Genomic DNA, 14519 nt, shown 5'->3' with positions numbered 1-14519 from the left:
ACTTATGGTCGGAAAATTGTATTTAGTGGCAACGCCGATTGGTAATTTGCAAGACATCAGCCACCGCGCGATTGCTATTCTACAACAGGTAGCGGCAATTGCCTGCGAGGATACGCGCGTCAGCCGTCATTTGCTGGACGCTTTAGGGATTGATAAGCCGCTCTTCGCCCTGCATCAGCATAATGAACACGGCGCCGCACAGGCGCTGTTGTCGCGCCTGCAAGCCGGCGAAGACATTGCCGTGATTTCCGATGCCGGCACGCCGGTTATTAGTGACCCCGGCGCATGGATAAGCCGATTAGCGCATGAGAACGGCATCACCGTCGTGCCGATTCCGGGCGCCAATGCCGTGATTACCGCTTTATGCGCCAGCGGTTTGACAGGCGATTGTTTTCATTTTGCAGGCTTTATTCCGGCAAAAAACGGCGAACGCTTGCAATTTCTTAGCCGTTTCCAAACGGCACGGGAAACCACAATTTTTTACGAAAGCCCTCATCGCATCGAAAACAGCTTAATCGCCATGCAAAGTTTGTTCAGCCCCGCCCGCCGCCTTGTGATTGCGCGCGAGCTGACCAAAACCTTTGAGCAAATCGTATCTTTGCGCATTGATAATGCTTTGGAATGGTTTAATAGCGACAGCAATCATCGCCGCGGCGAATTTGTACTGCTCTTGGCGGCCGAGGAAAATCCGACGGACAATCAGGCTTGGTACAGTTTCGCCGAAGAACTGCTAAATGAAGGCTTATCGCTGAAAACCATCAGCCGACTCATGCAAAACCATTGTGGCGCCAATAAAAAAGAAGTTTACAATTATCTGCTTACAAAGAAAGATGACATCAATGCAGCAAATCGCTAAAGTAAGCAGACTTTAAAACGGAGAATAATAACTTATGAAAGGTCAATTATGGGTTGTCGCCGCCCCCTCCGGCGGCGGAAAAACCTCACTCATTGCAGAAACACGCCGTCAACTGCCCAATGTGGTGGAATCGGTTTCCCATACCACACGCGAACGCCGCAACGGCGAAATCGAAGGCAGCCATTATTACTTCATTACCAAAGAAACCTTTGCCGCCATGCGCGATGCGGGGGATTTCTTAGAATACGCCGACGTCTTCCATCATGCCTATGCTACCTCAGCCAAGCAAGTCGATAAATTGCTGACGGAAGGCTATGACGTCATCCTGTCCATCGATTGGCAGGGTGCGGAGCAAGTGCGTGCAAAACGCGGCGACGTCAAAACCATCTTCCTGCTGCCGCCTTCTCTAGCCGCCCTGCGCGAGCGTTTGCAAAAACGCGGACAGGACAAACCTGAAGTGGTGGAAAAACGCATGGCGCAGGCAGAAGAACAAATCAGCCATTACAAAGACTTTGACTATGTGATTGTCAATGACGACTTCAACCGAGCCGCGAAAGAATTGCAGGCGATTATTACCGCCTCGCGTATGCAACGTTTACGCAGCCAAGACGATTTACAAGAGCTGCTCAGCCGCTTGCAAGGCTGAAAACCCACCTGAAACAGCCAGTATGCACTGGCTTTTCTTTTTGCCTCATATGCCTATTGAAAAGCATAAAACTATCTAAAAGGATTATTTATGAACACAGCCAAACGCCTGCCTTTTCCGCGCTTATTATTACTGCTGGCACCGATTATCTGGGCAAGCAGTAATGCCGTAGGCAAATTAAGCGTCGATTTGCTAACCCCCTATCAATTCACTTTTTACCGCTGGTTATTGGCGACGCTGATTCTAAGCCTCGTCTTTAAAAAACAGATTCAGCGCGATATGCCGCTACTACGCGCGCGCAAATGGTGGCTGCTCTGCTGGGGCGGCAGCGCTTTCTGCCTATTTAATATCCTGCTTTACACCGCCTTTGCCTATAAAGCCGCCGTCGTCAATGTAGCGATTGTGCACAGTCTCATTCCCATGTTTGTTTTGGTGGCAGGTGCAATCATTTATCGAGAAAAACTCCATGCTTTGCAATGGATAGGTGTGTTTGTCGCATTATTTGGCGTACTATGGCTGCTCAGCCGCGGACAATTAGGCAGCCTATTGCGCCTGACGCTGAGCACCGCGGATTGGCTGATACTCATCTCCGCCCTTATCTATGCCGCCTACTCGCTCGTGCTGCGCAATGCGCCTGCCGTGCATTGGGCGAGCCTGTTATGGGCAATGTGCCTTTCCGCTCTTCTTGTCGGCCTGCCTTTCTGGCTATGGGAATTGGTACATAGCGGACAATTATTAAAAATCGCGCAACCCGGCGCGGCAGAAATCGGCAAAGCCCTGTTATTGATTAGCTATGTCGCGGTATTTGTCGCCATCGTATCCAAAGTCTTTTACATGGAAGGCGTGATTGCCATCGGTGCGGCAAGAGCGGCAATGGCCATGAACCTTTTGCCCGTGTTCAATGCTCTTCTAGGCTTGCTCTTATTTGCCGACGAACGCGCCATGTTCGGCAGCGTGCATATCGTCGCGATTAGCTGTGTGGTTATCGGCATCGCCTGCTCGGAAACCGGCGCATGGCAGCTGAAAAAAGCGAAGACATAAATCTTATGGTTCATTTTAAATCGCTTGAATTTACAATCCAAGTGCAAAAAAAGAAGCATTCATAATAGAGTATCATTTTGTTCCCCAACAAAAAAGGACTCTAAAACGAACGCTTCTTACCGACATCTTACACTTTCAGAACGGGAAAGCATAGTGACTCTGCTCGCTCAAGGCAAAAAACAGTCCGAGATTGCCCGACAATTAGGGCGGAGCTGCAGCATCATTTCCCGTGAGCTAAAAAGGCATGCACTCAAAGTATATCGAGCGAGTTCGGCGCACAGCAAGGTGTTGGACGGCAAGTGGTCGCCCGAACAGCTCAGCAAGCGCTTAGAATTTGAAAAATCTGATTTATCAATCAGTTTTAATAGGATTTACCGCGCGATTCATCAAGGTTGGCTAGATATCAGCGAAGGCAAAGCAAGCCGAAAATTACGCCATAAAGACAGAACAAGGCGGAGAAAAAATCATCTTGAAAAGCGTGGAAAAATCACGATTTCGCATACATTAGAGGAACGCCCGATTTCAGCGCAAAACCGCAGCCATTTCGGACATTAGGAAGCGGAGACGGAACGCAAAAGCCGTTTTGAGTTGGTGAAAAAGATTGCAGGCAAAAAAGCATTGTTGGTGAAAGAGGCGATGATAACCCTGCTTAAGCCGCATAAATTACGGTCAATTACGCCGGACAGAGGCAAGGAATTTGTCAAACATAGTTTAGTTACGCAACAAACATTAGGCGCAGCCTTTTATTTCCCCGAGCCGCATCAGCCGTGGCAAAGGGGGACAAATGAAAATACAAACGGGTTGCTCAGGGAGTTTTTCCCCAAGCAAAAGGATATAAACCGGTGGAGCGATGATTATATTCAATCGGTAGTTGACAAATTAAATCTACGACCGAGAAAGTGTTTAGACTGGAAAACACCTTATTAAGTTTACTTTAAAAAAGTATTGCACTTGGTTTGACAATTCAAATGTAAAATAAGACAATGGGCTTGTGGTACTTGTAACGCCACGCATGACAGAAGATGTCAATGTAGCTTAATTTGGCTTAATGCAGCCAAGAGTATTTTGTGTCTGGAACGTCAGACACTAGCAGTAGGAAGCTCCTTGCTTGAGCAAGGAAAGTACGTCACTCAACAATCAAAAGGATGATCACATATGAGTATACAGACTATTCTAGCACGTCGCCCTTCATGGCGGGGTATTTTTGCAGGTCTTATTATGGGACTTGTGGTAACGATGATTATGCTTGCAATATCGCTTATCGTTGGGTCTTTTTTAAGCCTTGATTTGCGTGGTGCAAGCATTGCTGCTGGCATTTATGCCATTATCACGGCATTGATTAGTGCTTATGTGGCAGGTTTTTTTGCTGTCAAAGCATCTGCACCTGAAGCACTGTTTGGCGATGGCACAGATATTTTGCCAAAAGATGCGACACTAACAGGCATGTTAACAGCAGCCTGTATCGTGCTGTTGACCAGTTATGGTGCGATGAACAGTGCCACCAATATTTTATCAGGGGCATCAAGTGCCGTAGCCAGTACAGCATCGGGTGCGGCCAGTGTGGTGGGTTCAGTTGCAAGTGGTGTGGGTAGCTTGGCAGTGGCAGGTGGTACAGCTGCGGCACAAAGTAATGAAGTCAGCTCTCGCATTGAATCTGCTTATCAAAGTGCCATGGGTAAGGTTAGCCGTGAAGACATTCAAAACTGGTTTGCTAAAAATACCGAACTTGATAATGCTGAGATTGATGCCACCACCAGTGTGATTGAGCAAATGGTTAATCGTGAAGTACAAAGTCTATCAGCAATGGATTTTACGAACATTGACACATGGCAGAATCTTGATGAGCATCTAAAGTCTCGTGCTGCGTCTATTGAAGAGACGCTAAAAGGTGATGAATTGATTGCCAAATTACAAGCACAAGGCTTAAGTGAAGAAAAGGCCTTGCATGTACGCCAAACGGCAGTGGAAGCTTATAACGATGTGCGTGTCAGCACAGAAGAAAAAATCAACACCGCTAAAGCAGAAGTGTCTCAAGCGATTGAAACGGCAAAAGACACTGCACGTAAAACTGCTCTTTATAGTGGCTTATTTTGGTTGATCAGCACAATTTTAACCTTTGTGATGAGCATCACAGGCGCAAAAAATGCTGCCACCAAGTATCGTTTGACGTCACCATTAGTGGCACGTCGTGAAACACACTGATTGCAAAGTTTTATATAATAGATGTTCTATACGATAGACATTTTATATTATCAGTAAACGGATAAAAAACCTTTCTAAATGAAAGGTTTTTTTATCAGCAGTCTTTAGGGTCTGTTGAACATTGAAAAAGAAAATTTTGTCAAAAAAATAGCGAGATAGTACACTTTAAGCTCTAACCCAAAAAGAGAACTACTCGCTATGACTAAGCCCAGACTCATGCTAAATGATAAGCGCTAAATGATAAGCAATGGAAAAGACTTAAACCCATTTCACTTGAAATTGGATTATATGACAAATCCAAGTTACGAAAGACTGTAGAAGGTGTATTGTATCGAATGCGAGTAGGCTTACCATGGCGAGACCTACCCAAATATTTTGGGAAACACAATACAGTTTACAAAGCTTTCAACCGTTGGTCAGCCAATAACAAGCTCATTTTACTGTTTAACAAAGTATAGTCAATTCATGACAAAGTTGCACACCTAAAAATATCAAGCTTTACTATTGTACGGGCTAACATATAAAAACTGTGTCTTTATTTGAGCTGAATTGACTATAATAAACCAACCAGACATGGAATGGGTCTTTATTGATGGTAGCTACATCAAAGCCCATCAACATAGCAGTGGAGCAAACCCTAAAGACCAAGCGATTGCTAAAAGTCATGGGGTAATACAACTAAAATACATTTAGTCGTTGATGCTCATGGTAATCCAATTACCTTTATCATCACTGATGGCACAACCCATGACATCAAAATGGCAAAAGACTTGGTAGATAAAGTTGATTTAAGCAATGTTGTCATGCTAAGTGCTGATAAAGGCTATGATTCACAGGATTTTCGTGCGTATGTTGAAGAAAAAAACGCATGCAAACATTCCACGAAAATCAAATATAGTCGAAGAATTGAAAAAGTATTACGGCGTTGGCTCGCCTTGCCGTACTATCTGTACTGTCTGCGGCTCGCCGCCTTGTGCTACTTTTTCACTTCTCCGACTATAGTAAGCAATCCAATGACCATATGGATTGGTATTTATATAAGTTTCGGCATTTAGTCGAAAATGCTCTTTGCAAAATTAAAGATTATCGAGCGATTGCCACACGCTTTGATAAGCTAAAAAGAAACTTTGAAAATATAGTCAATTCAGCTCAAATAAAGACACAGTTTTATATGTTATCCCGTACAATAGTAAAGCTTGATATTTTTAGGTGTGCAACTTTGTCATGAATTGACTATGATGTGGCTCTAGCCTTTGCTTATCAATGGATTAAGATATGAATGTTCAACAGACCCTACTAAATTTCGGAAATATTTCGCAATTAAATTCTACCTTCAATCAAAATTTTATATAGCGGAATTTGAAAAATGATTATCAGTGCAAGCCGTAAAACAGATATCCCTGCTTTTTATTCAGATTGGTTTTTCAATCGGTTAAAAGTTGGTTTTGTACTGTATAAAAATCCGTTTAATGCTAATCAAGTTCATCGTGTTGAATTAACACCTGAAAATGTTGATGCCTTTATATTTTGGACACGCAACCCAAAGCCATTTATGGAACGTTTGGATTTACTTGAGCCGTATATCTATTATTTTCAATATACCATTACAGGCTATCCACGTTATTTGGAAAAATCCACGCCTAATCCATATAAAGCGATTGAGACTTTTAAAGAATTAAGCCAAAAAATTGGCAAAGAAAGGGTAATCTGGCGTTATGATCCGATTTTATTGTCTAACACTTTAACGATTGCCGAGCATAAACGCTTATTTGCAAAAATCGCAGGATTGCTGAACGGTTTTACCGATAAAGTCGTGATTAGTTTTGCCGATTTCTATGCAAAAACCGAACGCAACCTTAAAATTGTACAAATCCCTATTAAACAGGAAGCTGAAATTGAACAAAAATTTGAATTTTTTAATATTTTAGACCCAAAATTTGATGATGATTTGCGTGATTTGATTTCATTTATGATGCAAACTGCTGCTGAAAATGGCATGAATATAGAAACTTGCGCGGAAGAAATTGATTTAAAAAAACGTTATGGAATTAATATTGAGCATGGTAAATGTATTGACAATGAATTGTTAGAGAAAATTGCAAAAAATAAAGGTTTTCCCAGCAAGAAAGATAAAGGGCAGCGTAAAGAATGTGGTTGTGTGGAAAGTAGAGATATTGGCATCTATGATACCTGTGTGCATGGTTGTCAATATTGTTATGCAACAACCAAACATGATAAAGCTATTGAAAATAGAAAATTACATAATCCCAATAGCCCCTTTTTACTTGGTGATTTTCCTACAAGTTTTACTGTTGAACAACGTGAAGAGAAATTAAAAATGCCACAGCCAAACTCTAAGAAAAATGATAGTAAACAGCAACCAATTTTATTTAATTTTTTAGATTAATTGTTTATATTGCTTAAATTTATCTATTCCATGCTGTCAGTTTTGTTAGATGGTATTGGCTAATATTACTAGCCTAGCCAATCAGTACAACTAATTTTCTCACCCGTGTCTTAAAAATATTAAAATCAATATGATATGCATCTCTAAACAATTAAAATATCAATCGCATCTTCTCCTTTGCTGACTTAACCATTCCAATATGCCTGTTTCATGTCCGAAGCAGGCGTTTTCATACATCATCAAATACACGCCGTGTGCATTTACCGCCTGATTTTGCACCTGTACTGCGGCGGGAAAATCGCTACGCAGCGGATAATTCCTTGCCCGCAATAACTGCGCCCATTGCCGCGCGGGCTCAATCGGGGCAACCGTATCGCCCTGTGCATGCACAAGCCACAGCGGCACATTACCGCTAAATTCTGCCGCATCGGGCAATGCCGCCGGACAAGCCAGTGCCGCCGCGGCAAAATACTGCGGCGCAGCGACTAATAAACGCAAAGATTGATAAGCGCCCATAGAAGCGCCGATAAGATAAATGCGGCGACGGTCAATACGAGGCTCAAATGCCAATACTTGTTCGATAATAGTCTGCAAATCCGCTGTGTAATTGCGTGCCGCGCGACACAGGCGCTGATTGAAAACAAAATTATCCAGCCAATAAGTCGGGCATTGCGGCACTAGAACAAAAGCCTTCGGGAAATAAGGCTGCATATCGGCGCCGAACATCCAATGTGCCATCTTATCCGCCAATAGCGGACTGTGAATTTCTCCGCCGCTGCCGCCTTCGCCGCCGCCATGCAGACAGATAATCAAAGGCGCGGCTTGCTCTGACGTATTGGGACTATGCAGAAAATAGCGTATATCGCGGTAGGCGTATTCTTGAAATGCATCTAATGCCGAAATACGCGGCGGCAGAAGGCGCAATCGCAGTTCTTGTCCGCGCCACAGTATCCGCCATTGCGCTTCGGCTGAACGCTGGGTAAAGGCATCGGCATCAAAAAACTGGTATTTGCGTGCAGCGCTAAATTCATGAGCGGCAAAAGACAAATAATAGCCGCCATTTGGCAGCGGCACGACGCCTAAGATGGGCAGGGCTTGCCAAGAGGAAGCCGTATTTTTACTGCATAGAAAGATTTGCAGATGCCGAGCATCAAAATCACTCGGCAGGCGGGCAAAATACACTTCGAGAGCTGCAAACTGCGCGCCCAAGGCGGCAATATCAACAATCGGACGGCATTGAGCATCCATAACATGCGGATAAGAGGACATATTCTCTCCTATGATTTGCAGGTATCATAGCAATTCCCCATGTGGATGCCTATGGGGAGGAAAGATAAAACTTTCTATAAAAACAATGATAAAAATTAAATAACTGTTTCTGTAATAATATGTTTTTAATGATTTTATTTTTCTGCCACGTCTTCAAATTTGACCGAGACCAAACGCGACACGCCCGGTTCGCTCATGGTAACGCCGATTAGGCGGTCGCAAGACTGCATAGAGCGCTTATGGTGGGTAATCATGATGAATTGCGTATTAAGCGACATTTCGCGCAACAGGGCGCAGAGGCGGCCGACATTGGCATCATCCAACGGCGCGTCGATTTCATCCAGCAGGCAGAAGGGCGCCGGATTGAGTTTGAAGAAAGCAAATACGAGGGCAACCGCGGTAAGCGCTTTTTCGCCGCCGGATAATACGCTGAGATTTTTAACCTTTTTCCCCGGTGGACGCACTACCAAACTGATGCCGGCTTCCAAAATATCGCCTTGCGTCCATTGCATTTTGCCTTCGCCGCCGCGAAAGAGCAGAGGGAAGTACTCGCTGAAATAGGCATTGACGCTGTCAAAGGTGCTGCTGAGGCGGCTGCGCGTTTCATTGTCCAATACGGCAATCGCCTGTGTGAGCATATTGAGGGTATTGCGCAAATCTTCGCATTGCTGGTGCAGACTTTGATATTCGCTGTCGCTTTGCTTGAAGGCTTCGACGGCGGCGAGATTGACTGCGCCCAGTTTGTCCATCGCATTTTTTAAGCCGCGAATCCGCGTATTGAGCGCGTTTTCATCTATTGTCTCATCGGCGGCGAAAGCGATAATCGGGCGATCGTCTTGTTGGATAGCGGCTAATTGCTGCTGCAATTGGTTTTCCAGATTCTCCAGACGTTCATGGCGGTTGTCCAAACGTTCTGCGGCGAGCTGGCGCGCGTGCACACCGGCGCTTTGCCGCTCTTTGGCGTCTTGCAGGGCGATTTGGCTGCTATCCCAAGCGGCGAGGGCGCTTTGATAGGCGGCTTCGCTGTCTTCATCGATTAAGCGGCTGTTTTCAAGACTGAGCTGCTGTTCTTCCATTAAGTATTGCAATTCTTCCGCTTCCTGCTGCCAAGTCTCGATTTGGCGGCGGTTGTCCTGAATTTCGCGGGTCAAGCGTTGCTGCTGACGGCTTTGCGCTTCAATTTGCGTTTGCAGAGTGTGAATGTCTTGGGCAATCTGCTGACGGAGATTTTCCTGTTCGCGCAGCGCCGTTTGTGCCTTTTTCAATGCTTCATTTGCTTGGTCACGCGCCTGTTCTAAGCTGCCGATATCGCTTAAATGGGCGCTTTCGCGCTGCGCTTCCGCCAGTTCCTGCTGGGCATCTTGATAAACTTGTTCGGCGGCGGCAATGTCTTCTTGCAGGGCAAGCCGTGCTTGTGCTTCTTTGGCGCGCAAATTGCGCTGATGTTCGGCGCTTTGGCGCAGCAATTGCTGCTGATGCTGAAGTCCTTGCAATTGTTTTTCTTGGGCAGATAAGGCTTGTTGGGCTTGTTTTTCCGCCTCGCGCGCCTGCATCAAACGCTGCTCAGCGCTGTCCATTGCGGCGCCGCATTCAGCCAATCGCTGTTTTTGCGCTTCTTGTCGGGCTTCTAAGTCTTGCAGCTCGGCAAGGCGCTGCATCAAGCCTTGATTGTCGTGGGCGAGGGCGGGCAGATAGGCGTCTTGTCCGATGATGCTGCCGTCAAGGCTGAGGAAATATTGTCCTGCCGGCAATTGTTCGCGTGCAATGTCTGCATCGTATTGCGCCAAAGGCTGCAGATAGGCGAGCAAGGCGCCCAAGGCGGCAGGGCTGTCAATAATGTCTTGCCAAGCAGCAGGCGCGCTGCCCGCCGCCAAAATGCCTTCGGCATTGGGAATGTGGTTAATGCTGCTGTTAAGGCGCGCGGCAAAATGGCGTTCGATGGCAGTTTGCCATTGCGCGCTAATGGTTAATCGCTGATAGAGGGCTTCGCCGCCGTTATCTGTATCATTATGCTGCTGCGGCAGCCAATCGGCGAGGGCTTGCAGGCGGTGCTTAATCGCTTGCAGTTGCTTGTCGGCATCGCTGAATTGTGCAGCGGCATTGGCGGCGGCTGCTTGACAGCTTGCGCGCGTTTCTTGAGCGCTTTCATATACGGCTTGACTGTGCTCTAAGGCGATTTGCAGACTTTCTATCGCCATTTGATTTTCTTCTAAGGCAAATTGCTGCTCTTCATCCTCGCCCGCTTCCTGTTGCTGCTGCCCTAAGCGTTCATGCAGTTTTTCTTGCCGCGCTTTGGCTTCTTGGCTGCGTTGGGCGGCGCGTTCGATGCGAAATTGCAGGCGATTGTGCAATTGCCGCGCTTCTTCATAGGCGGCATGACGGCTTTGCTGCGCTTGTTCCGCCTCTGCGACTGAGGATTGATATTGCACAATATCTTGCTCAATCTGCTTCAGCGCGCTGCTTTTGCTGTCGCTGTCGGCTTGCCAAGCAAGAGTTTCATGGTCATCGGCTTGCAATTGGCTGTTAAAACGTTGCAAACGCGTTTGCGCTTCGGCAATGCGCTGCGCCAAATGTTGAGCTTGCTGCTGTTGCTGATGCAGTTGCTGTTCTTGTTGGCGTAACTGAGCTTGCTGCTGTTCACGATGCTGCCGCTGTCTATCATAGTCTTGACGTGCGGTTTGTGCCTGCTGCTGCGCCGCTTCGGCGGCTTGATTGGCTTGCTCTTCGGCAATCATGGCATCGGCAAGTGCCTGTTCTTCTTGTTGGTAATCCTTGTCCACATGGGCGATTTGCAATTGCAGGCGGTTGATTTTCCAACTGGCAAGGCGGTGGCTCAATTCGCTGTGTTCGCTTTGATATTCGCGATAAATCCTCGCTGTTTCCGCCTCTTGTCCCAAACGCTGGCGCTGCTTCGCCAATTGCTCGAGGCGGTCGTCATGGCGCGCCAAATGTTCGCGCGTTTGCTCCATGCGCTTTTCGCTGTCTTTGCGCCGACTTTTATACACGCCGATGCCCGCCGCTTCTTCAATAAAGGCGCGCAATTCTTCCGGTTTGGATTCGACGATGCGGCTGACCATGCCTTGTTCGATGACGGCATAGCTGCGCGCGCCGACGCCTGTACCTTGCAGCAGCTCGACTACATCTTTGCGCCGGCAACGCTGCTGATTGATGCTGTAATGCGACTCGCCGTCCGAGCTGACACGGCGCTGCACCACAATCTCGCCGTATTCGGCAAAAGCGCCGCCGGCGGCGCCTGCGCTATTATCAAAGTGCAGGGCAACCGTTGCCATGCCGCTGGCGCGGCGTGATTTTGCACCGCCGAAAATCACATCGGTCAGCGATTGTCCGCGCAATTGTTTTGCCGCGCTTTCGCCCAACACCCAGCGTACCGCATCAATGATATTGGATTTGCCGCAGCCGTTGGGTCCGATTATGCCGGTAACCGGCGCATCAACGGGAAATACCGTGTTATCGGCAAAAGATTTGAATCCGGCAAGGCGGATAGCGGTCAGGCGCATAGTGTCGTCGTCGTAAAAAGCCGCGCATTATACTGGAAAAGCCGCCGCTTGCAGCAGCGGCGATTTCTGTCTAGCTTTGCAGCGGCTTTATCTATATCATATTCATATTCTTTTATTTTTCCCCGCCTTAATATGTGGACAGAGATTAAACACGCCGCCATTCAATACCTTATCCGCTTATTTTCCATGCTATTCGCCATGCGCGCTTGGCTGGGCATCAGCAATGGACGCACGATTCGATATGATTTTTGGGCCGGGCTGACAGGAGCGGTGATGGTGCTGCCGCAGGGCATCGCTTTCGCCATGATTGCCGGTTTGCCGCCTGAGTTCGGCTTATACAGCGCGATTGTGGTGCAACTTATTGCCGGCTTTTTCGGTTCTTCTTGGCATATGGTCAGCGGGCCGACAGTGGCGCTTTCTATCGTCATACCGGGGATTGTCAGCAATTATGCCGTTATCGGCAGTCCGCATTATATCGGCTTGTCTTTATCGCTGATGTTTATGGTCGGGTTGATTCAATTATCTTTCGGCTTGTTCCGCTTCGGCAGTTTGGTCAATTTTATCTCGCATACCGTGATTATCGGCTTTACCGCCGGCGCAGGGCTTTTGATTGTGATGAGTCAATTGTCCACCGCTTTGGGGGTCAGCCTCACGCAGGGCTTGTCTTTTTTAGAAAAACTGCCTGCGCTGTGGGCGCAATTGCCGCATATACATCTGCCGAGCGTCTTAGTAGCGGCGGCGACCTTATGCAGCGCGATTGCAGTGCGCCGTATCAAGCGGTCTTATCCGCATATGCTGATCGGCATGTTGGTCGGCAGTATTGTCTGCGTCTTATTAGGCGATTACACAAAAGAAGTCGAGCGTTTGGGGGCATTGCCCGCCGCTTTACCGCAAATCGGCCTGCCAAGTTTAGATTTCGGCTTATTCGCCAATATGTTTCCCTCCGCCTTCGCCTTGGCATTATTGGGATTGATTGAAGCGGTCTCGATTGCGCGTTCCATCGCCATTCGTTCGCATCAAAGAATTGACAGCAATCAGGAATTTTTCGGGCAGGGCTTGTCGAATCTGGTCGGCAGCTGTTGCTCCTGCTATGTTGGCTCGGGCTCGTTTAACCGCAGCGCCATCAATTACGATGCCGGCGCGCGCACGCCCTTGGCATTGCTGTTTACCTCTTTGATTATTATCGCGGTATTGTTTTTCATCCCTTGGATAACGCGCTATCTGCCGCTGCCGGCAATGGCGGCGACCATCGTCTTGGCAGGCTATAATCTCTTTGATTTCTCTCATATCAAATTGATTGCCAAAAGCAGCCGCAATGAATTTTCGATTATTGTGGTGACTTTCCTCTCCACTTTATTCTTAAATCTGGAATTCGCCATTTACGCGGGCGTCATTCTGTCATTAGTTCTCTATTTGCAAAAAACCTCGCATCCTTTATTGAGTTTGGTGGATTTTTCCAGCGTACAACCGGTATTTGAAGAGGGTGTAGCACCGGTGAAACTCACGGTATTGCGCCTAGACGGTTCTTTATTTTTCGGCGCGGTCAATCATGTGCAAAATACTCTAGCGGATTTAAGCAAAGGCCGCGGCTGGCAACATGTGGTTTTGCTGACCGAAGGCATGAATTTGCTTGATGTTTCGGGCATTGAAATGCTGGTGGCGGAAAAGCAAAGACTGCAAGAAAACGGCGGCGATTTGTATTTAATCGGCATGAAGCCGCATGTGCGGCGCAAATTGCGCAAAACTCCGTATTGGCGGCAGCTGGGGGGGCAATACAATATCTTCGACAGCACCTATATCGCCTTCCGTAATTTGTGCAAGACGCTCGGCATTCGCAATTATCGCGAATTTATGAAACATCTGTTTCGCGATTACAACAAACTATAAGAATCGATTAAAAACAAATTCTTATTTTTAATCCTCTGTTGTATTTATGCAACATATTGAAAAATAGATGAATAATTTGGTGTTCGCTCTTGTCAGTCAAAGTGCATTAAGGCTAAGATGTGCGCTCGCGATTGCAAGCACAGCGCGATGTTGCTTGCCTAATAAAACCAGAAGAGAATAATGATGCAAAAAAACACACGCAGCGCCTACATGGCATTATTAAGCCTCAGCCTTGTATTAAGTGCTTGTAGCAGCACAGATACAGGCACTCAGCAAAGTAACAAAGCCATAGCAAGCTTAGCCGCCGGCGCCAATTACGCCGAAGTAGCCAATGCGCGGCAAAAATTGCAATGGACAGGTGTTTATCAAGGCATTTTCCCTTGCACGAGCTGTGAAGGTATTGCCACCATGCTCACCATCAAGCCCGACATGAGCTTCAGCTTACGCACGCGCGAACTGGGACGCGAAGACATTGATAAGAAAAGCGAAGGCAAATTCGTCTGGCTCAGCGATAACAGCCATATCCAATTACAAGGCACGGATAGTAAAAGAGTCTTCCGTATCGGCGACGGCTTCATGGAGCTGATGGGCGCCAATGGCAAACCGGTAACTACCGCCAACCGCAAAGATTTTATTCTGGAAAAAACGGATTAGTTTTTGGATAAGCATTTGAGTTAATAGCCGCGTAAAAGC

The 14519-nt window shown here is 47.0% G+C and carries 9 protein-coding genes and 2 pseudogenes; 9 read left to right on the top strand and 2 right to left on the bottom strand.

Going from position 1 to position 14519, the window contains the following annotated elements:
- Positions 1 to 4 precede the first annotated feature (4 nt).
- The 7 genes and pseudogenes from rsmI to DYC63_RS10460 all read left to right on the top strand — a co-directional run bounded on the left by rsmI (position 5) and on the right by DYC63_RS10460 (position 7152).
- Entirely contained in the window at positions 5 to 856 is an 852-nt protein-coding gene (gene rsmI / locus DYC63_RS10500) for a 16S rRNA (cytidine(1402)-2'-O)-methyltransferase (RefSeq protein ID WP_115219173.1), read from the top strand.
- 34 nt (positions 857 to 890) lie between these two features.
- Positions 891 to 1502 carry a guanylate kinase gene (gmk, locus tag DYC63_RS10495; RefSeq protein WP_115219172.1) on the top strand — a complete coding sequence of 204 codons (612 nt, stop codon included), beginning with the start codon at positions 891 to 893 and terminating at the stop codon, positions 1500 to 1502.
- Positions 1503 to 1592: 90 nt separating this feature from the next.
- Positions 1593 to 2543 (top strand): DMT family transporter, encoded by a 951-nt coding sequence (locus DYC63_RS10490; protein ID WP_115219171.1) that lies wholly within the window; start codon positions 1593 to 1595, stop codon positions 2541 to 2543.
- Between the two features lie 57 nt (positions 2544 to 2600).
- Positions 2601 to 3470 (top strand): annotated as a pseudogene (locus DYC63_RS10485) (IS30 family transposase).
- A gap of 228 nt (positions 3471 to 3698) precedes the next feature.
- Positions 3699 to 4745 carry a hypothetical protein gene (locus DYC63_RS10480; protein WP_115219170.1) on the top strand — a complete coding sequence of 349 codons (1047 nt, stop codon included), beginning with the start codon at positions 3699 to 3701 and terminating at the stop codon, positions 4743 to 4745.
- A 266-nt stretch (positions 4746 to 5011) separates the two neighbouring features.
- A pseudogene (locus DYC63_RS13565) lies at positions 5012 to 5973 on the top strand (IS5 family transposase).
- A 138-nt stretch (positions 5974 to 6111) separates the two neighbouring features.
- Complete coding sequence (locus DYC63_RS10460) at positions 6112 to 7152, top strand: DUF1848 domain-containing protein (RefSeq protein WP_115219168.1); 1041 nt, start codon at positions 6112 to 6114, stop codon at positions 7150 to 7152.
- Positions 7153 to 7311: 159 nt separating this feature from the next.
- Here the strand turns inward: DYC63_RS10460 and DYC63_RS10455 are convergent, their stop codons facing one another.
- Positions 7312 to 8421, bottom strand: coding sequence for an alpha/beta fold hydrolase (locus DYC63_RS10455; protein WP_115219167.1), 1110 nt, complete (start codon positions 8419 to 8421; stop codon positions 7312 to 7314).
- A gap of 134 nt (positions 8422 to 8555) precedes the next feature.
- Positions 8556 to 11939 (bottom strand): chromosome segregation SMC family protein, encoded by a 3384-nt coding sequence (locus DYC63_RS10450; RefSeq protein WP_115219166.1) that lies wholly within the window; start codon positions 11937 to 11939, stop codon positions 8556 to 8558.
- 132 nt (positions 11940 to 12071) lie between these two features.
- Here DYC63_RS10450 and DYC63_RS10445 point away from each other — a divergent pair, with 132 nt between their 5' ends.
- Both DYC63_RS10445 and DYC63_RS10440 read left to right on the top strand, forming a co-directional pair.
- Positions 12072 to 13826 (top strand): SulP family inorganic anion transporter, encoded by a 1755-nt coding sequence (locus DYC63_RS10445; protein WP_172459495.1) that lies wholly within the window; start codon positions 12072 to 12074, stop codon positions 13824 to 13826.
- Positions 13827 to 14009: 183 nt separating this feature from the next.
- The gene (locus DYC63_RS10440) at positions 14010 to 14480 is read left to right on the top strand and encodes a copper resistance protein NlpE (protein ID WP_218564612.1); all 471 of its coding nucleotides are present in this window, start codon (positions 14010 to 14012) and stop codon (positions 14478 to 14480) included.
- Positions 14481 to 14519 lie beyond the last annotated feature (39 nt).

Source organism: Suttonella indologenes (genome assembly GCF_900460215.1).
Lineage (GTDB): Bacteria > Pseudomonadota > Gammaproteobacteria > Cardiobacteriales > Cardiobacteriaceae > Suttonella > Suttonella indologenes.
Note: the sequence above shows the minus strand (reverse complement) of the source record. Positions and strands in the feature narration are given on the sequence as shown.